We start from the raw sequence: 25,198 nt of genomic DNA on the forward strand, positions 1-25,198 counted from the left end.
GGACGCCCACACGTGGTGATGACGGCGCTGACGGATGGTGTCCATGGGCTCAGACCGGAGTTTGGCTGTTCATCGAGAAAGGGCAAGGTACTTTCGGCGCATTGATAGCGCAGCAACGAACGAGTTGATGATGCAAAGTGCAACGTAGCTAACGGCGAAAACATGTGGAAACCCCCAGAGGATGAAGATCCAGCACAGAGTGCCCGAATCCGTTGGTAGAAGTACCACGGAGCGCAGGACGTCCTTGGCACCCCTCTCCGCCGCGACTGCCTTGGTTTGCTGGACAGAATTCACGGCGCTCTTGCGTAATTGCTCGGCCAGAATTTGACTCATGAACTGTGACGCGGAAAGAACCACGAACCCGAGCGCAACGTAGGGGACCCAAGCGGGAACCAACGCGGCGGAACTCAGTGCTAGGTAGACCGCAAGGTGAATGGCCGGAGTTCGAGCGGCATCGATGACGTGGTCCAGCCATTCGCCGGCAGGGCTCCCCGTGCCAGTGACTCTGGCGACCTGACCGTCTGCCGAGTCCAAGCAGTAGCCGACGGCAAGGAGCCCAGCCACAACCAATCCGGTCACGACGGAAACCGGGGAAAGGAGCAGAACCACAATCGCCACGATGGAGAATGCCGCGGAAATCGCCGATACGGTGTTGGGGGAGTACCCCATCCGCACTGCAACGGCAGCAGCTAGCCGTGCCGCACGCCGATTGAGCCACCGCGTGTAGGCCGGTACACCGGTCCCGGGCTTTTGCGCTGATCGAAGTTCGATCAAGACACCACCAATGGTGGGTCTCCTCGAGGGGGACCCACCGGTGATGATCGGTGAAGTGTCACCGATCATTTGGTGTCTTCTTTCGGTGGTGCACTGGATGCCGGAGTCTCAGCCGTTGGTACCGGGATTTTCAGCTCGGTCCCTGGACGAGGCAACACCGACTGCGAAGGAACTTCTGCCGATCGCTTTGCACCGGTGGACTCAGAAGGCGAACTCTTGGCTACCGAGGGGCTCGGCAGCGCCGACGGCTTCCTTGATGGTTCGGGTGCGCTCTTCGTGGATGGTGCAGCGGATGTGACACTGGGCTTGGTCGGCGCCGGGGCGACACTTGGTTTAGTTGGTTCCGCTGTGGTGGACTCCTGCTTCTGTAGCTCCGGGGCCTTCTTCAGTAGGTTGGCCTGGGCGCCGTCGACCAGCGTGGCCTGAGCCTTGAGTTCGAAGGAATGGCTCGGCGTTGTCCGGTAGTTGGAATGGACCTCGGCCGCAATCACGTTCTGGCCCGTGACGAAGGCGCTGGCCGGGAGTTCGAACACCACTGGATTGGCGTTGACGACGGCGACCGATGGGGCAGTCGTCGCGTAAGTGGTGCTCGTGATTGTCCCCGCGGGCATGTTGACCCGTTTCGCTTCGGTGCCATTGACGTAGATGACAATCCCGTCATCGGCCCGCGTGGTGATTTCTACGGTATTGACGGCCGAGACATTAGCGAGCGTAAAGCTCTTGCGGTATTGCGAAGCGATGGGCCGAGTTGCGACGGTGGGGAAGGTGGTACCAAGTCCGGTCCAGCCCACACCCAACGGGGCAGCTCCGATGTCCCACGTGGAATCGTCGAAGGAGGTTTGCTTCCAGCCGGAAGCCGGTTCACTGTTCTCGTAACGGTAGGACCAGTTGCTACCCGCCGTGATGAGTTGCTGTGTCTGCGGCGGGATGACAGCCCCGGCGACGACTACGACCGCAGTGCTGGCCGAAACATTGTTAGCGGTATCGATCGCCCGAACCGCGTAGCGGCCCTGAGCCAGTGCCGGAACCTGAACGGTGCGAGCGGTGGTGGTGGTCGCAATGACCCTGTCACCACGCAAGACCTGATAGCCGGCCGGGGTGCCACTCGATGCCCCCCACGAGATCGTGTCGGTGGTTCCGTCGGAGGTTGCCGTCAGCGATCCGGGGGTGCCCGGCGCCGTGTGATCGTTCATTGCGAATCGAGCAAAGCCGCCGCTCCATTGCCCCGCCCCATTAGTTCGAACGGATGAAACGAGATCCCCGCCGGTCCAGAGTGTGCCGGTACTGTCTACAAAGCTGCCCCACACCCCGTAGCCGACTCGACCCTTGATGATGGGGTTGAAGTCCGGTACGTATGCGCCGGTGGCTGCATCCCAGATACCGACCAGGTTAATCTTGTCGGCGATGGTCCAGTCGTTTCCGAGGCTGGGCCAGAGCGTGGCTCCGGAGTAATTCCAATGGCCACAGTGGCATCCGGCATACACGAGCCCGTTGGCGGAGCTCACATCTTGGAAGTCGCCGCCCTGACGAGTGATGTTGGCCGAGAGCCGATTAAAGTTGGCTGGGTTGTAGCTGAAAAGATTGTGTTCGGAGCCGCCGAGCCAGATTCTTCCACCCTGTTCCGCCAGACCGAACTGGAAATGGGTTGTAGCGCTCGGTGTCCAGTCCCAGGGGATGACCGCCGCTCCCGCCGCGGTGGAGATGGCAGCGGCCGTATTAGTGGTGGTTGTATTCGAGGCCATGAAGTATCCCGATGCGTAAAGCCGGGTTCCATCATCGGAGCCTTCAACATCGGTGACAGTGCCGGCGAACGCGGGGTTCCAGCTGGCGTCGGGAGTTCCATTGGAAATCTGGACGCGTGCTGCGGCACGTGAGTAGACCGAATTGGTTGTCGTTCCGCCGGTGAGGTGAGTGAATGCCCCGCCAATGTACAGCCACGATCCCTCCACACTCAGGCTCCTGACCTGAACCGCACCGCCGGAAATCCGGTTTTCCAACTGGACATCCCATGTTGAGACGGTGTCGCCGGTGACCGGGTTCAGTGCGACGATTCCATTAGCCGCTTTTCCGTTGGCCACGGTGAATTCCCCGCCGGCGATGACGGTGCCATTGGGCAGCACCGTGACTTCTTTGACCTCGTTGTTAAAGGTCGGTCTGAAGGTAGTCACGAATTCGCCGGTGGTGACGTTGAAACCTGCAAGATACGGCTGGGTGACCCGACCGGTCCCCGCAGAATCACGTTGTACCTGCAGGAAATTTCCTGCAGCGTAGACAGTTTGCCCTGATTGCGCGAACGACTGGATTTCGGTATTCAGCTCGCCGGTTCCGTTGGCCAGACCGTTAACACCCCATACGGTGGGCTGGGCACCGGTATTCTGGACTGCCTTGTTCTCCATCTTGGGAAGACCGGCATTGGGGATCGGAGCGAAGGCCAAATTGCTTTGCAACAGGCGGGGACGGATGAACATCTGGGTGAACGGCAGCGGTTGTCCCGTAGTGGCCGAAGCGCTCCAAATGTAGCTGGTAGCGGAGTTGACACCGCGGGCCTGCGAGCCGAAGGCCCACCCTTGGTACCAGCTTTGGTTCTGGTTTTCGGAGGTGATGACACGGCGGAGCGTGTTGTCCAGCCCGAAGCTTGCGCTAGTTCCACCCGTACCGTTCTGGTTCCCATTGAAGGTAAAGGAAGTGACCGGCGTTGCGGACGAGAAAGCCCACGACCAGCGATTCTTTTTGGAGACCTTGAAAGTCGATTCTTGCCAGGTCGTCCCGTCAGTTGATGCCGCTCTGCGCAGCCGGATCCCGTCGGTCAGCGCAGCAGGTGATGTGTCGTTGAGTAATCCATCAATGGTGCGCGAGTGCAGCTGGCGCGGCGTAAAAGCACCCGTGCCGGTGACGACGGAGTTCACTTGCGCAGTTGTGCCCAACCCTTCGTAGTTCTCTTTCCAGCCTTGTCTTCCTCGGCCGATCAACACCCAACCGCCGCCATTGGTTACTTGGTCACAATAGAACTGCTCCGGCGCCGACATCGCGGGGGTATAGAGCCAGTAGAGCCCACTGTCGGCTTGAGGATCGAGCTGTTTGGCTTCCCAACAGGAAGCTGCAGCGTTTAACTGTGTAGAGCCGTCATGGATAACTTCGGCTGCTTGTGCGGGTGCCGGACCCAACAGGAATCCTGCGGCCAGGGCAATAACGCCGAAAACGGCACATGCGGATTTCGGTGCTAGACGTGATTTTCTAATGCGCGAGTACATGAGTGGCTCCTCGTTCTTCCTCAGCAAGACGAATCATTGGGAAATTGGTGATTGACGACTACCCAAGATTGAGCCTTGAGTGAGAGGTCATAGATGTTCACCGCGGTGCGTGTACCCGGGGGAGTCGCATCGGTCACAATGTGCCCGTCGGGTTCCGTGACTTTGATTGCGCTGGAGTCGAGACAGACGAAAACCCGTATTGATTTGGCGCCCTTGACGTTGAGGTCTTGAACCCGGGGCTCACCAACCACCTGAACTTTTCCTGTCTGGGACCACCCATTGGATGCATATTCAGCGAACTGGGATTCCAATTCCAATTCGGCGATGCCGGAGGCGATCTTCGAATAGTCCGGTACCTTGATGGCTTTTTCCGGAACTTGGCGACCGGGTGAGATTCCTTGTGCCCCGGTGATGAACTTCTTCACGGGCTCCGATTCGGAAGCTTGGGCAGAACGCGCATTTGATGTATTGGGCCAGCTCTTGGGCACGGGCGGGAAAGACGGTAATGGTTCCGCTTTCGGGTCCGTTGTGGGTGCGGGTTTAGCCACGGGAGCAATTGGCTTTGCTGCCGGTGCACGGCTGGTTTTTGGTTCCGTCGAAGCGTGGCTCGAACTTGGGGCCGCCGCCGGGGCCTTCTGCTGAGCTGCTGAGCTGGATGGCAGGGCGCTGCTCACTATTTGGCTGTTGCCCCCTGGTATCGCTGGATCGCCTCGTGATGCTGCCTGAGCTGTGCTCACTGCAATGAACGCTGCAATGGACAAGCCGCCAACCCATATCCACCATTGACGCCAGCTGGAACGGGATTGCCCGTGTGTTCGTTTTGCACCGTCGCCGGGCTCCCCAACGCCCCGGGACGAAGGTCCCATTTCCTGCACTTTAACTCCTCATTGGTCTACGTGCGGATAAGTTCCCACGCTTATTCGCAACCGATGCCGTGGTGATCCCCCAACCACGTGCCCTTGCACTGTAGGGCGCATGCGGAGGGTACTTCAAGGTCGGTTGAGGGTTCTTAGGACTGCGTGAATGGGTGATCAGGAAAGTCGAGTGAGCGGAGTCCCTGATCCAAGTGCTTAACGAGTATCTGCCCTCCTTGGGACAGGTCCCGGACAAGAGTTTCAGCCGTATTTTCGAGATAGGAATACTCGTGGCTCAACGCCCGAGGAGCGATAGCGTTAGAGGTGTCGATTTCCGCTTCGACGGCCAGAAATCATTAGTAGTTGGTTTTTGGCACGTAAGGGGCTAGCGGGTTAAGACCCGGCTCTCACTCCTTGCGCTCAGGACGGGCCGGCGGCGTGCAGTCGAAATCGTGAGACATTTCGATTTGCCCCCCAGACGTCGCCGACCCCCTCCGGCGGGAATACATATGACAACTAGCTTGGACTCGTGACACGGCAGAGGTCTGGTTTCGCCCCAGAAGTCTTACAGCCACGGCTTCGTCCTAGGACGAAGCAAGCACGGAAGAGAAGTTGGCTGTTCGCCTTATTCGTTGAATCGGGATTTTGCGCGACATGTGGCATGTTGGTTTGCCTGACTGGCCGGGCTTTGAATTTGTCGCTCATCGGGAAAGCGCCGAACGGACCGCACCAGAGCCGGGGTTCTCGGAGAAACAAGACGTGGAGGCCAGCGGGCTTGCGCAACGGAAACACTGTCCCAGGGTGGGTATCCAGATATCCAAGACAGGAAATAGCGCGGTGAATCGCGGTAGGACACCACATAATTGACCTGAGCGACGAGCAGCATCCAGATGTTCCGCCGAATGCAACGAATCCGAACATGACAAAGGACCGCCCACTATCAGACTCACGAAGGTGAATGGATAGTGAGCGGTCCCTTTGGTGGCTCGCGGTCATTCGCGGCCACTATGGAACTGTGTTGCTTAGCCCTTGTACGACCACGCCTTGACGTAGTCAACCTGGAAATCGGAGTGGTCCTTGGTCACTGAAGAATTGGTGACGTCTGGCATGCCCCAATAAGGGGATCCATACTGAGTGTTCAGTCGCATATGGAATTTCGCATTGGTTTCGAAGGCTGCCTCGTATGCTGCATTGCCAGCGCGGTCCACCGACTTGAATTCTTTGCCATCAAACAGCCATTTCATCCCTTGTGGGGTCCATTCGAAGGTCCACGTATGGAATTCGCTGGATAACGTGGAAGTGACAGGAATCCAGGAATTGGTCTTGCTCTTACCGGTTTGGTCGTAGTGGAGCGTGCCCTCGGCCCGATTCTGAGGGTCAAACGACACAGACGTCGGGGTCCCGTAGGCCTCCATGATGTCGATTTCTCCGCCCGTAGCACCGCCATCGGGGCGCAGCCAGAATGCCGGCCAGATGCCCTTCGAATTATTGGCCGTCAGCGGCAGCTTGGCGCGCATTTCCCAGCGTCCGTACTTCTGTGAGAACTTGCCAATCGTGTCGATGTAGGCGGTAGAGAACCAGCGTTCGCCGCTCTTAACAACAGGAGTATCGAGCTTCTTGCCCTCCAAGTGGAGCAGTCCGTTGGAAGTGCTGGCGTTGTCTTTTGAGATTACCGCGCGATCGTACGAAAGGACGCCATGCGTCGAATCGTCACGAACGATCCACTTATTGAGACTAGTTGTCCCAAAATCATCGGAGAAGACCGGGGTGCCCCACTGCGAGCCGACGTTTGACGTATCGGTGTCGGGGAGGGGTGCCGGAGTGGGGGTTGGAGTCGGCGTTGGCGCCGGAGCCGGAGCCGGATCGCTGACCTGGGTTAGAGGCAGAATCTTCAAATCGTCGAAGGCAAGTGTCATGGCCTGGCTGCCGCTGCCTCGATATCCGCTGATCGAGGTCATGCCCTTGGTCGTGATGGCACTCGCAGACGAATCAGTGAACGAGGCCGACCATTCGGTTGGCTCGGTCTGTCCAACCGCCCAGACCTTGGACTCAACAACTACTTTAGGCTTTCCGGTAACACGTAGCTTGAGGTTGAACTGCTGGCCAGCCTTTACCGTCAACGGCAGTGAAACTGATTTAAGTTGGGTCGTTCCACCACCGGAGTTCCAACGCGAGATCTCAATTACGGTTTTTCCCGTGGGCAAGATGCGCAGAGTTGAACGGTAGTTTCCAGTACCGCTATCGCGACCAAAGAGCGAGGTGTACACACCGGCTGACCCGGTGGGTAGCACCGGTACCTTGACCTTGACCGAAGATTCGGAATCCATCAGGTCGTACCTGGTACGGACGGTGGTGGTGCTGCTGGCGGACGACAGGGGCATCAACGCCGTGCCGGCAAAAACCGAGAGGTTGCTGGCAGTGCTGTAGTAATTGACACCGCTTGGCGATTTGCCCCACGAGCCGGTGACGGTGCGAGTCATCGAATCGTCGACAATCGGATCTCCAGCCTCCATGGTGGCAGCGTTTGCTGGGGATACTGGGCCGGTAAAGCCCGCGGTAGTCAACATCGCGGCCATGAGGATGGCAGCGGGAACCCTGAAGCTGAACTGGCGAGGGGTGGGAGATGATTCTTGGCTTGAATTAGACATTGGGGATGGGGGTCTCCAAATATGCGCTTGACCACCCAGACGGGCCAATTAGGATGCGGGGAACGGGTACTGGAACGAATATTGTTGTGAGACGCATTGAGCCTTTCATGCACCAACTTCGTTAGCAAATCGTGACATTGAGGTCGCGAAACCTTCGAATCGCGCCTTTGAAGTGTGCTTATGCCCCGTCTTTCGAACGTTTCGATTCGGAGGCCAGTGGCAAAAGTCACTTTCCTCCGTGGAGCGAATCAAGGTTGAAAATTGCCGTTCTCGCATGCTGTTTCCACGATTTTCGCACGTAATCGTGAAGTTGGATCCTCGATTGTTTGTCCACTTATTTCTTCGGTGCTTTGCATTCCGACGTCGCGTAAGGTTCGCGTCCTGTGCAAGTGGTTTCGGGTCTCGATGGAGAAGCGCGAGCTGCCGGACACCGTGGGGATCAGCGTACTGCTTACCCGTGTATCAGCTTGGTGTGTTGCATAGCGTAGAAACACGGCCATGCAAATTGGCGAACTTGGGGGCTCTCGCTTTGGGGGTTGGGGCCGCATCGATTCAGGCAAGGATGGAGAACTTTGCGTACCGAAATCAAAAGTGCATTCCGCAGCGGCGCCAGCGGGGGAGCAAGGGGAGTTTTGCCGTCGTTGTTGAGGGAAGTTTGCGCTGATGTCCGCTGAACTGGGTGACGGGGTTCTTGAATCAGTGCTCGGAATAGCTCCTCCATGGCGAGGGGCCCGACCGGCACTCAATAGCAACGCTACAGCGTCATTGCCCGCTAGAGCGCGACGTCGACGTTGGGTGAAGCTCCTGACAATTGTCGATGCTTTGGTAATTTCCTCAGTCATGGTCTTCGCGTGGAATACCGTCGCGGATGTCGAACGTGGAGGACTCTTCCCTTATCTTCCGATTATGGCTTTTTCGTGGTTCCTGATGTTGGGTATCGGGGGAGCAAGGCGAGCGGAAGTCCTAGGTCGCGGGGTGGATGAATATCGAAGGGTTGTCGGGGCCAGCCTGCTCACGGTAGGACTCATGGCATTCACCGGCATGGAATTGAGACTTGAGGGCACCCGGCAGATCGTATTCTCCGCGATTCTTGCGGGACCCCCGGCATTGTTGTTCGCTCGGTGGATGCTGCGGAGATTGCTGCGCCATCGGGCGAAAAGCGGGGCCACGCTATCAAAGGTGGTTGTCATCGGATGCGCCAGCGATATCGAGTACGTGGTCCGCCGGGTCTCCAAGGCATCATCAGCCGGCTACCAAATAGTGGCACTCGTTGAAGACACAGGAACTTCCATGGAGCTGGAACCGCTGGTTCCGGTGACGCACAACCCGGAAGACCTAGAACACATGATCAGCACGCATGGTGCAGATGCGGTCATCGTCGCGGGCCCGCTGAACGCTGGCAAGGATGCAGTGAGAAATCTGGGATGGGAACTGGAAAGACTAGGAGCCGAGATGATCTTGGCTTCGAACCTGACAAATGTTGCCAGTTCTCGGATTCACATCAGAGAAGTGGATGGACTCCCGCTGATGCATGTTGAACGCCCTGCCCTTTCTGGCGTGAGGATGCGAGCCAAGCGTGCGGTGGATATTTGCCTGACGGCTATTGCTTTGACGATCCTGCTCCCAGTGTTGTTAATGATTGCTATTGCCATCCGGATGGATTCGAGGGGACCTGTAATCTTCGCGCAGCGGCGTATCGGCAAACGGGGTCAGGAATTCACCATGCTTAAATTCCGTACGATGTGTCTTGACGCGGAATCACGGCTGGACGGACTCAAAGAGCAAAACGAAGGCGCCGGACCGCTGTTCAAAATGAAGGCCGATCCCCGAGTGACGAAGATCGGCAAGATGCTTCGTAGGACTTCTCTAGACGAGCTCCCACAGCTGATCAACGTCATCAAGGGGGACATGTCTCTCGTGGGGCCGCGACCGCCGCTGCCATGCGAAGTTGAGGCCTATGAAGGTCACACTTTTCGGCGTCTGCTGATTCGACCAGGACTAACTGGACTTTGGCAAATCAGTGGAAGGAGCAACCTCAGCTGGGAAGACAGCGTCAGGCTCGATCTCTATTACGTCGAGAACTGGTCACTGATGGATGATCTTGTAATCATGTGCCACACAGCCAAGGCGATGATTCGCCCGAGCGGTGCGTATTAGGCATCGAGCCATGTGACTCGATTGCTCAGGCCCATGGCGAGGGCGAGTTATCGGATGCCGAAGATCTCAAGAATCGCGGAGCCCGGGTTCCTTTCGAAGCCCCGTAAGCCCGTACCAGGCGAGGTTCACCACGTGAGCGGCAACCGTTCGCTTGTCCGGTACTCGTGCATCCAGCCACCACTGTGCCGTCATCGCCACCATACCCACGAGCATTTGAGCGTAGATGGAGCTGTCCTCCGCGCTAAATCCACGCTGCGTAAATTCGTCAGCAAGGATCTCCTCAACCTGTTCGGTGACCTTGGAGAGCAGCGTGGCATATGTCCCGCCCGGCTCGGACGGTGGGGCATCCCGGACCAGGATGCGGAACCCTGCGGTGTTGTCTTCGATGTAGGTCAGGATGGCGAGCGCCGCCTTTTCCAACAAAACGCGCGAAGTATCTTCGCCCGAGAGTGACTCGGTGATTCGGGCCAATAACTCCCGGTATTCGTTGGTCACCACTTCCATGTAGAGCGCTTCCTTGGAACCAAAGTGCTCATAAACGATGGGCTTTGAGACACCCGCCGATCGCGCGATTTCCTCGATAGTTGTCCCATCTACGCCACGCGAAGAAAACAACTGACGAGAAATATCCATTAGCTGCAGCCGACGTTGGACTCCGGTCATGCGCGTGCGAGGTCGTGCGGTGGGGCTCATAGCCAACATACTAAGCACAAATGTGGGGTTAACCATGCTCTGTCACCGCCGTATGAACGCAGAATGAACAGGTTGCCGCCCGTCAAGTCGCATCGATGCCCCGAGTCGTGGCAGAATAGTTCACTGTGCCGCTGAGGCGAGCTCAACGCACATTCCGCCCTGGTGTAATGGCAGCACCCCAGCCTTTGGAGCTGTGGAGTATAGGTTCGAATCCTATGGGCGGAACGCAACACTCATCGATGTCCCGGAATTTTGCCGGGATAGAATGATGAGGCCTGGCCCGGCCGGTCCGGCTAGCCAAATGTACAGGGAGTACCAATCTTGAGCGTTCAAGCCAACGCACCAGCCGCTGTCATCGTTCTCGCCGCAGGTGCGGGAACCCGGATGAAATCGGCGAAACCCAAGATCTTGCACGAACTCGGCGGTCGTTCGATGGTCGGCCACGCGCTGGCCGCGGCCGAGGGACTGGCCCCGCAAACTCTTGTAGCAGTAGTCCGCTTCGAACGCGAACGCGTCGTTGAGCACCTCCTCCAGATCAAGCCGGATCTTGTCATCGCCGACCAAGATGAAGTTCCAGGTACCGGAAGGGCTGTTCAGCAGGGCTTGGACCAGCTGAACCCCGCTCTTGAGGGAACCGTCGTGGTGACCTACGGTGATGTGCCGCTGTTGACCACAGAGTTGCTCAACGAACTAGTTGCCACACATGACCGTGACGGCAATGCCGTCACGGTTCTCACCGCACTTCTTCAGGACGCCACCGGCTATGGTCGAATTCTGCGCGCCGAGGACGGAACCGTCACCGGAATCCGTGAGCACAAGGATGCGTCCGACGAAGAGCGTGCCATCCGTGAAGTGAACTCAGGGATCTACGCGTTTGACGCTCAGGTATTGCGCTCGGCACTGGCCGAGGTCACTACCGACAACGCGCAGGGCGAAATGTACCTCACCGACGTTCTGGGCATTGCCCGGTCCACCGGGGGGCGCGTCGCCGCGGTTGTCACCGAGGACGCGTGGCAGGTCGAAGGTGCAAACGACCGTGTCCAGCTTGCCGCACTTGGCAAGGAAATGAACCGTCGCATCTTGGAAAAGTGGATGCGCTCCGGAGTGAGCATCATTGATCCGGACAGCACCTGGATTGACGTTCAGGTGGCACTGTCCAACGACGTCACCATCAAGCCGGGAACGCAGCTTCACGGAACCACCGCCGTCGGCACCGACGCTGTCATCGGTCCAGATACCACACTGACTAACACTCGGGTAGGTCGCGGTGCCAAGGTAGTCCGTTCGGACGTCACCGATTCAAGCATCGCCGAGGGTTCCTCCGTGGGCCCCTTCGCCTATCTTCGCCCGAAGACCATTCTTGGTCCGGACGCTAAGATTGGCGCCTTCTACGAGACCAAGAACATCGTTGTTGGCCGTGGTTCTAAGCTTTCACACCTCGGCTACGCCGGTGACGCTGAGATTGGCGAATTCACCAATATCGGCTGTGGCAACATCACCGCTAACTATGACGGCGTCAACAAACACCGCACCGTCATCGGCTCGCATGTTCGCACCGCCTCCAACACCGTATTCGTTGCCCCAGTTAGCGTGGGCGACGGAGCATATACAGGTGCAGGTGCGATCGTACGCAAAAACGTTCCGGCAGGGGCGCTCGCCCTTACCGTGGCCCCGCAGCGCAATACGGAGGGCTGGACGATCACCAAGCGTCCGGGTTCCCCGGCTGCGGAAGCTGCTTTCAAGTCCGCACTTGATTCTGGCTTAGTCGCCGGATCAGCGGATCAGGCAAAGTAACCTACTACTTTATTTCCGATCCCCAGTCTGAGCGAGAAAGCGATCCCATGAGCGAACTGACCTATACCGTCGATAAGAAGTTGGTACTGGCTTCCGGGCGTGCCCACCCCGAATTGGCCGAGGAGGTGGCAGCGGCCCTCGGGACCGAACTGCTTCCGATGAGTGCCTATGATTTCGCCAACGGTGAGATCTACGTGCGTTCCGGCGAATCGGTGCGAGGCAAGGATGTATTTGTCATCCAGGCTCACCCCGCGCCGCTGAACAACTGGTTGATGGAACAGCTGATCATGGTTGACTCCATGAAGCGCGCCTCGGCTCACCGCATCACGGTAGTGGCCCCGTTCTACCCCTATGCACGTCAGGACAAGAAGGGCCGTGGACGCGAGCCGATCTCGGCTCGTTTGGTCGCCGACATGTTCAAGGCTGCCGGCGCCGATCGCATCATGAGCGTTGACCTGCACACCGCGCAGATTCAGGGCTTCTTCGATGGCCCCGTCGATCACCTCTTTGCCATCCCGTTGCTGGCTGACTACATCCGTGAAATCGTCGGCGACGATGCCGTCACCGTTGTTTCCCCGGATACCGGACGCGTTCGTGTTGCAGAGCAGTGGGCGGAACGCCTTGGCGGCGCGCCGCTGGCGTTTGTGCACAAGTCTCGTGACCTCACTGTTCCGAACCAGGCTGTCTCCAAGACGGTCGTTGGCCAGGTTGAGGGCCGCACCTGCGTATTGATCGATGACATGATCGACACGGGCGGAACCATTGCCGGTGCTGTGAAGGTGCTGAAGGACGCAGGAGCCAAGGACGTGATCATCGCCGCGACGCACGCTGTGTTCTCGGACCCCGCAGCGCAGCGCCTGGCCGAATGTGGCGCCCGTGAGGTCGTGGTGACCAATACGTTGCCGATCCCGGAGTCCAAGCGCTTCGATTCCTTGACGGTTCTCTCCATCGCACCATTGTTGGCACGCGCCATCACCGAAGTCTTTGAAGATGGTTCTGTGACCAGCCTCTTTGACGGCGACGCCTAAAGAGCGCTCTGGCAACGCCCCTGAGCGCAGGCCCTGCTGTTTCCACCTTGGAAGCGGTGGGGCCCTCGCCGTTAAACGGCACGAGTCTTGAGCGCAGCATCGAGAATTTCTCTCCTGTGCCCTCATACTGCTAAAATATTTACTTGTGCCCAGGCGAGGGAACCTCATGAAAATGAGGTTCCGTTATCGACGAGGCTAGAAACGCACTACGCGTCCTTCTCCTGAGAGGGAATCGGATGATGTTGCTTCTAGGCCCGAGCGGGGCAGGAACCAATTAATCATCTTCCTCAAGGAGAACACCATGAGCAACATCCTCACGCTTGACGGCGAACTGCGCACCGACTTCGGCAAGGGCGCAGCCCGCCAGGCCCGCCGCGCCGGCAAGATCCCTGCAGTAATCTACGGTCACGGTACCGATCCGGTCCGCGTTCTGTTGCCGTTGGCTGCAACCACCCTTGCTGTTCGTGGTGCTAACGCACTGTTGAACATCTCGGTTGATGGCGAAGACACCATCACCTTGGTGAAGGACATCCAGCGCCACGCACTGCGCCAGACCGTTGATCACCTTGACCTCTTGATCGTCAAGAAGGGCGAGAAGGTTATCGTTGAGGTTTCCATCGTCGTCGAAGGTGCACTGCCTGCCGGTGCCGTTCTGTCCATGGACCACCCGTCGGTTTCCGTTGAGGCTGAAGCTGTGGCACTGCCGGAGCGCGTTATCGTCAACATCGATGGCCTCACCCCGGGTACGCACATCCTTGCTTCGGATCTGATCCTGCCGGAGGGCACCGCCCTGGCCGTTGAAGCCAACACCGTTGTCGCCATGATCGAAGCCGTTGCAACCGAGACCGAAGAAGAATCGGCAGCTTCCGCCGAGTAGTCATTTGAATTTAGTTGTCGCATGAGTAGCGATACCTGGCTTGTAGCCGGGCTCGGGAATCCCGGGCCCGGCTACGCGCATAACAGGCATAATGTGGGCCAAATGGTCTTGGATGAATTGTCTTCACGCGTGGGGGGCAAATTCAAATCGCATAGTTCCCGCGCTCAGATCCTTGAAGGCCGCATGGGGATCGGCGGCCCCCGGCTCGTTCTCGCCAAGCCGATGACTTACATGAATCTCTCGGGTGGCCCGGTGGCCAACCTCGCGAAGTTTTTTGGCATCGATCCCGCACATGTCATTGCAGTGCACGACGAAATCGATATTGACTTCGACACCATCAAGCTCAAAATTGGTGGCGGCGAAGGTGGGCACAATGGCTTGCGCGATATTTCCAAGGCGCTGGGCACCAAAGACTACATTAGGGTCCGGGTTGGCGTTGGTCGGCCCCCTGGTCGTATGGACACCGCGGATTATGTCCTCAAGGACTTCTCCAAGGACGAAAAGAACGATCTTCCGTTCCTGATCGACACAGCGGCGGACGCCGTTGAAGCGATCATGAGCCTGGGACTTGACGCTGCGCAGCGCAAATTTCATATCGCCTGAGCAATAAAGCGCAACAACCCGTTCAATTTTCACCGCACACCGGTGGATTACGGGCTTCGGCCGCGGAATCGGCGAATGAGTTTGTTGAAGATTTGAGCGGGTTCTAGAATGATCTAGTGCCTTTTGGCCCCAAACCAGGGGCTGGTAGTGGGCGGCCTCCGAGACTGGGCCACCCCCATCCCACTGCCAGCCTCTTTTTTTATGCCTTCGTTCAGTGGTATCCCGAATTGGTAAGGGTCGACTTATGTGCCCTGAACGCTCGAACGTGGGAGAATTAGCGAAGTAAATGATGCCGTAATCGTTTTGCGCTCCGGAAGCTGCAGTTCATGAATCCTCTGCAGCCCAAGCGGCGCAGCCGGCAAAGAACATCCTTTGGAGGAGCCCAACGTGTCCAGTGCAACGACCACGATGCAAGACACCCTTCCCAACCCTCTGAATGACGTGGAGGTTGCGCGGTTACGGGCAGACTTCCCAATCCTGGGGCGCAGCATCAACGGTGCACCGCTGACCTATCTGGATTCCGGAGCCACTTCTCAGAAGCCGAGCTGCGTCTACGAGGCGGAACAGCACTTCTACGAAAACTTCAATGCCGCCGTACACCGCGGAGCCCATTCACTGGCCGTTGAGGCAACAGATATTTTCGAACAGGCGCGTACCGCGGTAGCCGAATTTATCGGTGCCAAAGACAACGAAGTCGTGTGGACCTCGAACGCCACCGAAGCACTAAACCTCATCACTTACTCCTTCGGAAATGCGAGTACAGGACTCGGGGGAGACGCCGCCAAGCGCTTCGCGCTCGGCGTTGGCGACGAAATCGTCGTCACCGAACTTGAGCACCACGCCAATCTAATCCCTTGGCAGCAGCTGGCCCAACGCACAGGCGCCACCCTGAAGTACATTCCGGTGGACGAATCAGGTGCACTGCGTATGGATCTGGCTGGCGATATCATCACCCCGGCCACACGGATCCTCGCCTTCACTCACGTTTCGAACGTCCTAGGCACCGTGATCGATGTTGCTGCGCTGGTGGCACTGGCCCGCAACGTTGGAGCATTGACGGTATTGGACGGCTGCCAGTCGGTGCCGCACCTTCCGGTTGATGTTAAATCCCTTGACGTGGACTTCATGGCGTTTTCCGGACACAAGATGCTTGGCCCGACGGGGATCGGCGGACTCTACGGTCGTGCCGAACTTCTCGACGCGATGCCTCCGTTCCTCACCGGGGGATCCATGATTACCTCCGTGAGCATGGAGAGCGCACAGTTCCTTCCCTCGCCGATGCGTTTTGAGGCCGGGACGCAGCGCATCTCCCAGGCCCACGGGCTGGCCACGGCTGTTTCCTATCTGCGTGAAGTGGGCATGGAGCGGATCGCAGGCTGGGAGGAATACCTGGGCGAGCGCATGCTCAAGGGACTCTCGTCCATCGATGGCGTCCGCGTTCTTGGCCCCGGCCTTGGCGCTGCACGCATTGGAACCGCACCCTTCATCATCGAAGGGGTGCACCCCCACGATGTGGGCCAGTTCCTCGACTCGCGCGGTGTAGCCGTTCGCGTGGGGCATCACTGCGCTCAACCGCTACACCGGGCACTGGGAGTGGTTTCCAGTACCCGAGCTAGCACCTATTTATACAACACCACCAGCGACATCGATGCTCTGCTGAATGCAGTAGCTGACGTGCGCGGATACTTCGGAGTCGTCAAGTGAGCGATCTGGACCAGCTGTACCAACAAATCATCTTGGACCATGCCAAGGCCCGGCACGGTGCCGGACTGCTCGAGGCACCCGAGGGCATTGCCCACGGCGAATCGTTGCAGCACAACCCCGTCTGTGGTGACCACATCCAATTGCGTCTCCAGCTTGATGGTGACGTCGTTAAGAACGTCTCCTGGGAGGGCGACGGCTGCTCGATCTCCATGGCTTCGGCCTCGGTGCTCAGCGAAATGGCAGAAGGTCTCGACCGCGAAGAATTCATGAGCATTCTGAACGAGTTCCGTGAACTAATGCGTTCGCGTGGAACCCGGGCCGGAGACGAAGAGGTCCTCGGGGACGGGGCAGCCTTCGCCGGTGTCTCTAAATTCCCGGCTCGAGTGAAGTGCGCGATGCTTTCCTGGGTTGCCGCGGAGGCAGCCCTGTTGCAGGCCCGCGCCTAGGCGCGTTGCACCACGGCAGTTCAAGAGCCGGGTTGCTTCACCCTGAGAGGTGAAGCAACCCGGCTCTTTTGTGCCGTTTTTCGCTGGAGCTTTAGGCGTTGTTCTCCGGGCGCTGGAAGATATCGGGGATATTGTCCCCGTTGTCATCTCGGGCAGCTTTCTCATTGATCAATCGGTAACGACGGTCTCGGGGGCGTAACCAAATCGTGCCGAGAACCGCAGCAATCAGGGAGCCCAGCAGAATGGCCACCTTGGCATGGTCATAATGTGGTGAGGCCAATCCGAATGACAGCTCGGAGACCAACAGCGAGACGGTGAAACCGATCCCGGCCAGGAATGTCACGCCGAGTAGGTCACCCCATTTGGTGTCCGGATCTAGATTGGCCTTAGACGACCGAGTCACCAACCAAGTGGCTCCGAGAATGCCGATGGGCTTACCAAACACGAGCCCGATGACGACGCCCCAGAGTACCGGGTCGCTCAGCGCCGAGGCGAAGCCTTCGGCGCCACCCACGGCCACGCCAGCGGAGAAGAACGCAAAAATCGGAACGCAGAAACCGCTGGAGAGCGGACGGAAACGGTGTTCGAACTGTTCGGCCAGGCCCGGCTTGTCGATCTCATGCTTGTTCTTTCGCAGCACTGGGACGCAGAAACCCAGCACGACGCCCGCGATGGTGGAGTGGATGCCAGAGCCGAAGACTAGTGCCCAAGCGATGATGCCCAGGGGCAAAAGGATCAGCCAGGGGGCCCACAACTGGGCAGCAAAGAACTTGGGCCATTTGTGGGTGACGAAGGCAAAAATGGCAATGGGAATCATTGCCAACAGCAGATATGGTGGCCGCAGATCATCGGTGAAGACGAAGGCGATGATGACAATGGCAATGAGGTCATCCACGACCGCGAGTGTCAGCAGGAAGATCCGCAGCGGGGAGGGAAGATTTGAACCGATGACCGCTAGAACTGCAACAGCGAAGGCAATGTCCGTGGCGGTGGGGATGGCCCAGCCGCGCAAGGTTTCCCCTCCGGTCGAGGCGTTCAGGGCAACAAATATCAGCGCTGGAACCAGGACGCCGCCGAAGGCCGCCGTCACCGGGACGATGGCACGTTTCATGTCGCGCAAATCGCCGGCGACAAACTCTTTTTTGAGCTCTAGGCCGACCAGAAAGAAGAACACCGCGAGTAACCCGTCGGCAGCCCAGTGGCCCAGCGAGAGATCAAGGTCGATGCCAAAGATGGCGAACCCGATGTGGAAGTCGCGTAGTGCGAAGTAGCTGTCGGCCGCGGGAGAGTTGGCCCAAATTAGCGCAATAACTGCGCCAATGATGAGGACTAGCCCGCCGACAGTTTCTTTGCGCAGAATTTCGCCGATGCGGAGCGATTCGGCATAACTGCCGGGGCCAAAAGCCGTCTTGGGCTTTGGTGTAGGTGTGGGAGCTTGGCTCATGGGGAATCTTCGATTCTTTTGGGGACGCTAAAGTTATCGCCGACCAGACTTCCCGGCACACCTGTTTCTACCCTAACGCCTTAACGTGTTCGGGTGCACATCCATTCGCGCAGATGAGCATCGACTCCGAGAACTATCGGGCCATCAAGGTGTGCCGAGTGCTGGTAAGAGTTCCCCGTCTAGCTCAGGCGATCCCATCTCCGTCGAAGACCAGATTCGAGTCAAGCTCGTCCACGGCGCTGGACACGGCTGCATCGCTGGTGGCGACGGCCTTCGGGAGGATGATTGCTTGGGCGCAGATGACGTTGGTGCCATCGAAGGTCACGGCGGGCCCACCATGGAGCACATATCCCTCGGCGAGGGCGGTAGAGATGCGCTCACAGAAGCTGCTGTCATCGGGTCCGGTAATCAACCGGTAGGCCAGCAAGGTTTTTTCTTCGGACATGGTGTCTCCTTTTTGATGGCACGGGGCTGGTCGGTACAAGTCCCGGCGCGTTCGTCTTGGCCGGGCTGCTAGGTAGCACGTCCAAGCCGAGCGCCGACACTGAGTACTTATTGTGAAACTAACACAACGTCCCGAACCGAACCGCACCAAAACCGGTGCCACTAAATAAACTCTGAAGAAACATTGCCTCTGTGTATCCGTCGGAGCCAACGTGAATGGTTGATGGGGGCATCGCGCTGCTGTGGACGTATTGACGCCCTTGCTCCCTTTACTGCCCGTATCGGATACACAAAAACGTGGGCACCATCGTCGCTGGCGAAATCGCCGAAGACGGTGGTGCCCACGTTTTTGTGTCATGGAGACCTGTTGGCGGCCCACACAGGCACCGTCACCAGAGTCGGAAGGTTATTAGCCTCGTTCAATCCACGAGGTAACCTTGGCGCCCTGGAGTTTCAGTGCCTTGGAGATGAAGGGTTCCGCCGCCGAGGCGATTTTTCCGCCCACAAACGGGATGGAGGAGGACACGGTGGCTTCGACGCCGAGCGTTGCGCCAGCTGCGGTGGGACGCAGAGACTCGGTACCGGCAACGGAGACCGGCAACGAACCGACGGTGAGCTTCAAAGTGGCATCGCGCGAACCATCGGCTGCCGGGGCGCTCCATGACTCAACCTGAGTGACCTCAACCGACTGACCCACAAACTTCCGTGCGATTTCCGGAGCACGGTCCGTGGGCAGTGTGCGGACGGTGGTCAGCGTGAATGCGTTTGCGGTATCTCCGCTGACTTCAAAGCTCTTGAGCTTTCCGCCGACCAACGATGTCAGGTGTTCGGCAAAGTCGCGGTCGGCAAGGGTAGCAACAATGGCCTCGGGGCGTGTGCAATGTCTGTGGTGGCGTTAAGAGCCATAGGGACGAAACTCCGTAAATTAGATTGGCCGAGCCAATATTGATGCAACCACACCAGCGTACCGGGCATGAGCGCGCGCGGCGGTACGCTTGAAGTGCGCACCCCGGGATTCATACTGAATCTCGGGTACTTGTGTTGTGCGCTTCTCGGTCTTCGGAAAGGACCCCCAGTCGATGGCATTACACGGCCTGCGCACCGCCTTGCGAAACGACACCTCTTTTTCCCGGGTCAGCACCAATGCCGCAACCTCCTACGCTGCGCGTGCCAATGAACTGGAGATCGCTGCCCCCACTGGCATGCGCGCGGTCCTGACCGCCGAGACGGCAGAGGCCCTTCGTGGCAAGGTCAAGGGTGGAATCGTTTTGGCGGTGACCGCCACCGGCCGTGAAGCCGAGGAGCTGGTGGCTGCCCTTCACAGCTTCCTGCCGGAAGCTGCTGTGGCGGAGTTCCCCTCGTGGGAAACGCTGCCGCACGAGCGGCTATCTCCGCGCTCCGACACCGTGGGGCGTCGTCTTCACGTGCTGCGCCGGTTGGAAACTCAGGACCCAACGTTGCAGGTCATCGTCGCTCCGATCCGCGCGGTCATTCAGCCGCTGGTGGCCGGGCTGGGTAAGTTGAAACCTGTCGAGCTAGCGGTGGGGGATGAATACGAGTTCTCTGCAGTAGTTCGAGCGCTAGCCGATGCCGCCTATGCACGCGTCGACATGGTCACCCACCGCGGTGAGTTCGCCGTGCGGGGTGGCATTCTGGATGTCTTCCCGCCTACGTCGAACCACCCGGTACGCATCGACTTCTTCGGTGATGAGATTGAAGCGATGCGCTACTTTTCCATCGCCGACCAGCGCTCGCTGGAACAGGAACCGCCCACCCGGATTCAGGCCCCACCTTGCCGCGAATTACTCATCACCCCCTCGGTCATGTCACGGGCCGCCAAGCTTCAAGCCGAAATGCCCGCTGCGCACGACATGCTGGCAAAAATTGCCGGTGGAGTAGCCGTGGAGGGCATGGAATCACTGGCCCCCTTGCTTGTTGACGCGATGGTGCCGTTGCTCTCGCAGCTGCCCGTCGAATCCATCGCCGTGGTCATGGAGCCCGAACGAGTCCGAACCCGTGCACACGATCTTGAAGCCACCAACGCGGAGTTCTTGGCCGCAGCCTGGGCCACCGCCTCCGACGGTGGAGCCGCACCGCTAGATATCTCTCAAGCCCAGGCGCAGGCCGCAGCGGCCGAGCTTGAAGCGGGGAACTTCACCTCGCTGGCCCAAACGCGGGCCGATGCCATCAGCGCGTCCGTCTCCTGGTGGTCTCTGACCTCCCTGGGTGCCGACACCGAGCTCTTGCCCGAGGCCGACTCCATCCGCCTGAACGCCCGCGAGCCGCGCGGCTACCAGGGAGATGTGAGCGAGATGCTCGAGTTCATCTCCGGGCGGATCAAGGACGACTGGTCGATCGTGGTGGCCACCGACGGGCCCGGCCCCGCGCAGCGGCTGGCCGAACTCTTCCACGACGCCAACATTCCCACCCACCGCATCAAATCACTGGATGAGTTGCCCACCCCGGGGCTCATCGAAATCACCACGGCACAGGCCGGACGCGGGTTTGCGATGGATGAGCTGAAGCTCGGTTTCCTCACCGAGGCTGACCTCTTGGGCCGTTCCAGCGCCTATGCCCCGCGCGGGGCCAAGCGGCTTGCCTCCAAGCGGCGCAACGCCGTTGACCCGATGACCCTGACCGAGGGTGACTATGTGGTCCACGAACAGCACGGCATCGCCAAATTTGTTGAGCTGATCGCCCGCAAGGTCGCCGGGGGAGCCGAGGCCAAGCGCGAATACCTGGTGCTTGAATACGCACCCTCCAAGCGCGGAGCGCCGGGGGACAAGCTCTTTGTCCCCACCGACCAGCTGGACCAAGTCACCCGCTACGTCGGCGGGGAAGCGCCGAGCCTCTCCAAGATGGGTGGCTCGGACTGGTCAAGCACCAAGTCAAAGGCGCGCAAGGCCGTTAAGGAGATCGCCGGGGACCTCATCCGGCTGTATTCTGCCCGCATGGCATCCCGTGGGCACTCCTTCGCCAAGGACACCCCCTGGCAGTCGGAGCTTGAGGAGGCCTTTGCCTATGTGGAGACCCCGGATCAGCTGACCACCATCAATGAGGTCAAGGCCGACATGGAGCGCGAGATCCCGATGGATCGACTCATCTCCGGCGACGTGGGCTTCGGCAAAACCGAGATCGCGGTGCGCGCAGCATTTAAAGCCGTGCAGGACTCCAAGCAGGTTGCCGTGCTGGTTCCCACCACGCTGCTGGCCTCCCAACACCAGCAGACCTTTACCGAACGCTACTCCGGCTTCCCGGTGCGGGTAAAGACGCTTTCGCGCTTCCAAAGCGCCAAGGAGTCCAAGGAGATCATTGAGGGGCTGAACAATGGCACCGTCGACGTGGTCATCGGCACCCACCGGCTGCTCTCGGACACGGTGCAGTTCCGTGACCTGGGGTTGGTGATTGTTGATGAGGAGCAGCGCTTCGGAGTTGAACACAAGGAACAGCTCAAGAAGATGCGCACCAACGTGGACGTGCTCTCCATGTCCGCGACCCCGATCCCGCGCACCCTGGAGATGTCCCTGACCGGGATCCGGGAGACCTCCACGCTGGCCACCCCGCCGGAGGAGCGCCACCCGGTGCTCACCTATGTGGGTCCGCGCACCGATAAGCAGATCTCCGCTGCCATCCGCCGCGAGCTGATGCGCGATGGTCAGGTGTTCTTTGTGCACAACCGCGTCTCCTCGATCGATAAGGTCGCCTCCGAGCTGCGCGAGCTGGTCCCCGAGGCCCGCATCGAGGTGGCCCACGGCAAGATGAGTGAATCGCGGCTGGAGAAGATCATCCAGGACTTCTGGGAGAAGAAGTTCGATGTGTTGGTCTCCACCACCATCATCGAAACCGGCCTGGATATCTCCAATGCGAACACGCTGATCGTGGACCGGGCCGATAACTACGGCCTGTCCCAGTTGCACCAGCTGCGTGGCCGTGTGGGTCGCGGACGTGAGCGCGCCTACGCCTACTTCCTGTGGAATGCGGAGAAGCCGCTGGGCGAGGTGGCCCTGGAACGACTCAAGGCGGTCGCCGCGCACAACGAGCTCGGCTCGGGGTATCAGCTGGCCATGAAGGACCTGGAGATCCGTGGGGCAGGCAACCTGCTCGGCGGGGAACAGTCCGGGCACATCGCCGGGGTCGGCTTCGACCTCTACCTGCGCCTGGTGGGCGAGGCCGTGGCCGACTTCAAGGGCGAGGCGGATGAGAAAACGACAGAGATGAAAATCGAGCTGCCGGTCAACGCCCACCTGCCGCATGACTATGTGCCCGGCGAGCGGCTGCGTTTGGAGGCCTACCGGAAGATCGCCGCCGCCACCGACTTCGTTGCGCTCGAGGATGTGCTGGCCGAGCTGGTGGATCGGTACGGTCAGCCTCCCGCCCCGGTGCTGAACCTGCTGGAGGTGGCACGGATCCGAATTCGGGCCCGGGCCTTGGGCCTGAGCGATGTGGCGATGATGGGCAATATGATCAAGTTCGCTCCGGCGGCCATCGCGAACCTCCCCGATTCTCGGCAGCTGCGCCTGGCCCGGATGTATAAGGGAGCGGCGGATAAGCCGGCCCTTGACGCCATCGTGATTCCCAAGCCCGTGACATCCCCGATCGGCGGGCGGGATGTGGTGGATGAGAAGTTGCTGGAATGGGTGTCCGCCGTGCTCAGCAACATCTTTGAGGTCGAAGCGGTCCGCAGCAAGGCCTAACCGCAACGGGTCCAACCCGTTGCCGGGGGCGCGGTGGTTAACCACAAAGCCCCGGGTTCCCACCGGCAGTGCTGCCAGCGCAGGCGGTGGGAACCCGGGACCCAAGAAGTCCGGTCAGTGCTTAGACGGTGGAATCTTCGCCGTGGTGGATCAGCACCGGGCATTTGGCGTGTGCGGCCAGCGAGCTGGATACCGAGCCCATGACCAGGCCCTTAAATCCGCCGCGGCCTCGAGTGCCGAGTACCAGCAGTGCTGCGCTCTTGGAGGCTTCGATGAGGTTTGGTGCTGCAGGTCCCATGATCACCTGGCGCCCCAGCTGCGCCGGGACATGCTCGCCGAACGCTTCCGTGATGGTGGCTTCTAGGGCATCGCGGGCATCTTGTTCCGGTGCCCACTCGGGGGTGTAATCCTCCAGTGCGATGCGGGGCAACCACGAGGTGAAGGCCACGAGGTCGTGATCTAGCTTCGCCGACAGCTGTGCGGCGTAGCGCAGGGCGCTGACCGACTGCGGGGATCCGTCGACGCCGACAATAACGGTGTTGCGGGCAGTGTTCTCCATGATGAAGCGCTCATTTCGTCAAGCTGTTCCGGATGGTTCAACGACTCCTCTGTGGGAGCGTTGGCTTCATCATACCCCGCGCCCTCCAAACTTTTCTACGGCTTGTAGAAAAGTGTCGTGAGGGTGCCGGAGACACCAAAAGGGGAGGCGGGCCACCGGCTTCAGACTAGCTTGCCCACCGGCGTGATGCCGGTTTAAAGCTAGGCTGTGCGGTGCGCCCGCCTCCCCTGATGGGAAAGCTGCTGCGCGGAATTAGTCCTGGTGCGCGGTCTTGGTCGGGTTGCGGTCCGACATGCCCAGGATGTGCTGCGGGATACCGAAGGACAAAATGAGCAGCACGAAGCAGGAGATACCCGGGAGCCAGGCGTTCTCCAGCGTCCAGTAGCTCAGTGAGTAGATGGCCCCGATGAACAACACCATGAACACCACCAAAGCAACGATGTTCCCGGTCAGGTGGCCCTGGCCCGAGTGGGCTACGTTCTTGCCGTTCGAGTACACAGCGATTCTCCTCAAGTGATCTGGTTTCAATGCGCGTGCGGAAACCGTTTTTTAGTAACCCGCTGCGCCTTGTTCACCCTCAACAATAGCAACTCCGGAGCTTGAACCAAGACGTGTTGCGCCGGCATCGATCATGGCCTGCGCGGTTTCCAGCGAACGGACCCCTCCGGAGGCCTTTACGCCCATGTCCGGACCTACCGTGGAACGCATCAGGGCCACATCCGCCAGCGTGGCACCGCCACCGGCAAAACCGGTGGACGTCTTCACAAAATCGGCGCCAGCTTCTACCGAGGCACGGCAGGCCAGCACCTTCTGCTCATCGGTGAGCAGCGCAGTTTCGATGATGACCTTCAGGATCGCACCGCCGGCATGTACCGCTTGGGCCACCGCGGTGATGTCGGCCACCAGGGCCTCCTTGTCCCCGGCCTTCGCCGCGGCAATGTTGATGACCATGTCCACCTCGTTGGCTCCGTCGTTCACCACCGTGGTGGCCTCAAAGACCTTCGACGCGGTGGGGGTGGCGCCGAAGGGGAAGCCGATGACCGAGCAGGTTAACACGTCCGAGCCGTTCAGTGCCGCGGCAACGGTGGAAACCCAGATCGGGTTCACGCAGACGGACTTGAAGGAGTACTTCACGGCCTCGGCACAGATGCGTTGAACATCGGCGGCACCGGCATCGGGATTCAGGATGGTGTGGTCAATAAAAGAGGCGATGTTCTGGATGCTCATG

19 protein-coding genes and 1 tRNA gene are annotated in these 25,198 nt (G+C 59.4%); 9 read left to right on the top strand and 11 right to left on the bottom strand.

The features are described 5' to 3' along the window. Positions 1-69: 69 nt before the first annotated feature. The 4 genes from KUF55_RS04045 to KUF55_RS04060 form a co-directional block, all read right to left on the bottom strand. Positions 70-843: a CDP-alcohol phosphatidyltransferase family protein gene (locus tag KUF55_RS04045; RefSeq protein WP_218818068.1), complete on the bottom strand. Its 774-nt coding sequence runs from the start codon at positions 841-843 to the stop codon at positions 70-72. Further along, on the bottom strand, positions 840-4,025 hold the full coding sequence (locus tag KUF55_RS04050) for a fibrinogen-like YCDxxxxGGGW domain-containing protein (protein WP_218818069.1): 3,186 nt from the start codon (positions 4,023-4,025) through the stop codon (positions 840-842). Before KUF55_RS04050 ends, KUF55_RS04045 begins: the two co-directional genes overlap by 4 nt. Positions 4,026-4,045: 20 nt before the next feature. Further along, positions 4,046-4,450, bottom strand: a complete 405-nt coding sequence (locus KUF55_RS04055; protein WP_218818070.1) for a hypothetical protein — start codon at positions 4,448-4,450, stop codon at positions 4,046-4,048. A gap of 1,451 nt (positions 4,451-5,901) precedes the next feature. Continuing rightward, positions 5,902-7,527, bottom strand: coding sequence for a family 16 glycosylhydrolase (locus KUF55_RS04060; RefSeq protein WP_218818071.1), 1,626 nt, complete (start codon positions 7,525-7,527; stop codon positions 5,902-5,904). Positions 7,528-8,322: 795 nt separating this feature from the next. Between KUF55_RS04060 and KUF55_RS04065 the strand changes: the two genes are divergently transcribed. Next, positions 8,323-9,684, top strand: a complete 1,362-nt coding sequence (locus tag KUF55_RS04065; RefSeq protein WP_255557297.1) for a sugar transferase — start codon at positions 8,323-8,325, stop codon at positions 9,682-9,684. Positions 9,685-9,750: 66 nt separating this feature from the next. On the opposite strand, the gene KUF55_RS04070 is transcribed toward KUF55_RS04065, so the two are convergent. Continuing rightward, entirely contained in the window at positions 9,751-10,377 is a 627-nt protein-coding gene (locus tag KUF55_RS04070; RefSeq protein WP_255557298.1) for a TetR/AcrR family transcriptional regulator, read from the bottom strand. Positions 10,378-10,530: 153 nt separating this feature from the next. On the opposite strand from KUF55_RS04070, the gene KUF55_RS04075 reads away from it, so the two are divergent. The 7 genes from KUF55_RS04075 (at position 10,531) to sufU (ending at position 16,829) form a co-directional block, all read left to right on the top strand. Continuing rightward, a tRNA-Gln gene (locus KUF55_RS04075) sits at positions 10,531-10,602 on the top strand. Between the two features lie 96 nt (positions 10,603-10,698). Then, positions 10,699-12,171 (top strand): bifunctional UDP-N-acetylglucosamine diphosphorylase/glucosamine-1-phosphate N-acetyltransferase GlmU, encoded by a 1,473-nt coding sequence (gene glmU, locus KUF55_RS04080; protein WP_218818073.1) that lies wholly within the window; start codon positions 10,699-10,701, stop codon positions 12,169-12,171. A gap of 47 nt (positions 12,172-12,218) precedes the next feature. Then, positions 12,219-13,199 (top strand): ribose-phosphate diphosphokinase, encoded by a 981-nt coding sequence (locus KUF55_RS04085; protein ID WP_132361902.1) that lies wholly within the window; start codon positions 12,219-12,221, stop codon positions 13,197-13,199. Between the two features lie 301 nt (positions 13,200-13,500). Continuing rightward, a complete protein-coding gene (locus tag KUF55_RS04090; protein WP_132361900.1) occupies positions 13,501-14,076 on the top strand; it encodes a 50S ribosomal protein L25/general stress protein Ctc in 576 nt (191 codons plus the stop codon). Between the two features lie 21 nt (positions 14,077-14,097). Then, positions 14,098-14,679 (top strand): aminoacyl-tRNA hydrolase, encoded by a 582-nt coding sequence (gene pth / locus KUF55_RS04095; protein WP_218818074.1) that lies wholly within the window; start codon positions 14,098-14,100, stop codon positions 14,677-14,679. A gap of 408 nt (positions 14,680-15,087) precedes the next feature. Next, positions 15,088-16,383: a SufS family cysteine desulfurase gene (locus tag KUF55_RS04100; RefSeq protein WP_218818687.1), complete on the top strand. Its 1,296-nt coding sequence runs from the start codon at positions 15,088-15,090 to the stop codon at positions 16,381-16,383. Then, on the top strand, positions 16,380-16,829 hold the full coding sequence (gene sufU / locus KUF55_RS04105) for a Fe-S cluster assembly sulfur transfer protein SufU (RefSeq protein ID WP_132361896.1): 450 nt from the start codon (positions 16,380-16,382) through the stop codon (positions 16,827-16,829). Before KUF55_RS04100 ends, sufU begins: the two co-directional genes overlap by 4 nt. 91 nt (positions 16,830-16,920) lie before the next feature. Here the strand turns inward: sufU and nhaA are convergent, their stop codons facing one another. The 3 genes from nhaA to KUF55_RS04120 form a co-directional block, all read right to left on the bottom strand. After that, positions 16,921-18,273, bottom strand: coding sequence for a Na+/H+ antiporter NhaA (nhaA, locus tag KUF55_RS04110; protein ID WP_218818075.1), 1,353 nt, complete (start codon positions 18,271-18,273; stop codon positions 16,921-16,923). Positions 18,274-18,457: 184 nt separating this feature from the next. Further along, on the bottom strand, positions 18,458-18,718 hold the full coding sequence (locus KUF55_RS04115; protein WP_132361892.1) for a DUF1737 domain-containing protein: 261 nt from the start codon (positions 18,716-18,718) through the stop codon (positions 18,458-18,460). Between the two features lie 408 nt (positions 18,719-19,126). Continuing rightward, positions 19,127-19,531, bottom strand: coding sequence for a DUF2505 domain-containing protein (locus KUF55_RS04120; protein ID WP_255557299.1), 405 nt, complete (start codon positions 19,529-19,531; stop codon positions 19,127-19,129). A 265-nt stretch (positions 19,532-19,796) separates the two neighbouring features. On the opposite strand from KUF55_RS04120, the gene mfd reads away from it, so the two are divergent. After that, on the top strand, positions 19,797-23,411 hold the full coding sequence (gene mfd, locus KUF55_RS04125) for a transcription-repair coupling factor (protein ID WP_218818076.1): 3,615 nt from the start codon (positions 19,797-19,799) through the stop codon (positions 23,409-23,411). Between the two features lie 121 nt (positions 23,412-23,532). On the opposite strand, the gene KUF55_RS04130 is transcribed toward mfd, so the two are convergent. From KUF55_RS04130 to deoC, 3 genes are all read right to left on the bottom strand, one after another. Beyond that, positions 23,533-23,970: a universal stress protein gene (locus KUF55_RS04130; protein ID WP_132361886.1), complete on the bottom strand. Its 438-nt coding sequence runs from the start codon at positions 23,968-23,970 to the stop codon at positions 23,533-23,535. A gap of 252 nt (positions 23,971-24,222) precedes the next feature. After that, on the bottom strand, positions 24,223-24,468 hold the full coding sequence (locus KUF55_RS04135; protein WP_168152279.1) for a hypothetical protein: 246 nt from the start codon (positions 24,466-24,468) through the stop codon (positions 24,223-24,225). A 51-nt stretch (positions 24,469-24,519) separates the two neighbouring features. After that, positions 24,520-25,197: a deoxyribose-phosphate aldolase gene (gene deoC / locus KUF55_RS04140; RefSeq protein WP_132361882.1), complete on the bottom strand. Its 678-nt coding sequence runs from the start codon at positions 25,195-25,197 to the stop codon at positions 24,520-24,522. Position 25,198 lies beyond the last annotated feature (1 nt).

This window comes from Paeniglutamicibacter sp. Y32M11 (assembly GCF_019285735.1).
Classification (GTDB): domain Bacteria; phylum Actinomycetota; class Actinomycetes; order Actinomycetales; family Micrococcaceae; genus Paeniglutamicibacter.

Bases quoted from the DNA above. Each gene is read 5' to 3' on its own strand.
- KUF55_RS04085 (WP_132361902.1), top strand. From the start codon at position 12,219: ATGAGCGAACTGACCTATACCGTCGATAAGAAGTTGGTACTGGCTTCC.
- KUF55_RS04070 (WP_255557298.1), bottom strand. From the start codon at position 10,377: ATGAGCCCCACCGCACGACCTCGCACGCGCATGACCGGAGTCCAACGT.
- KUF55_RS04050 (WP_218818069.1), bottom strand. From the start codon at position 4,025: ATGTACTCGCGCATTAGAAAATCACGTCTAGCACCGAAATCCGCATGT.
- mfd (WP_218818076.1), top strand. From the start codon at position 19,797: ATGGCATTACACGGCCTGCGCACCGCCTTGCGAAACGACACCTCTTTT.
- KUF55_RS04130 (WP_132361886.1), bottom strand. From the start codon at position 23,970: ATGGAGAACACTGCCCGCAACACCGTTATTGTCGGCGTCGACGGATCC.
- deoC (WP_132361882.1), bottom strand. From the start codon at position 25,197: ATGAGCATCCAGAACATCGCCTCTTTTATTGACCACACCATCCTGAAT.
- KUF55_RS04090 (WP_132361900.1), top strand. From the start codon at position 13,501: ATGAGCAACATCCTCACGCTTGACGGCGAACTGCGCACCGACTTCGGC.
- KUF55_RS04100 (WP_218818687.1), top strand. From the start codon at position 15,088: ATGCAAGACACCCTTCCCAACCCTCTGAATGACGTGGAGGTTGCGCGG.
- KUF55_RS04060 (WP_218818071.1), bottom strand. From the start codon at position 7,527: ATGTCTAATTCAAGCCAAGAATCATCTCCCACCCCTCGCCAGTTCAGC.
- KUF55_RS04115 (WP_132361892.1), bottom strand. From the start codon at position 18,718: ATGTCCGAAGAAAAAACCTTGCTGGCCTACCGGTTGATTACCGGACCC.
- nhaA (WP_218818075.1), bottom strand. From the start codon at position 18,273: ATGAGCCAAGCTCCCACACCTACACCAAAGCCCAAGACGGCTTTTGGC.
- pth (WP_218818074.1), top strand. From the start codon at position 14,098: ATGAGTAGCGATACCTGGCTTGTAGCCGGGCTCGGGAATCCCGGGCCC.
- KUF55_RS04045 (WP_218818068.1), bottom strand. From the start codon at position 843: ATGATCGGTGACACTTCACCGATCATCACCGGTGGGTCCCCCTCGAGG.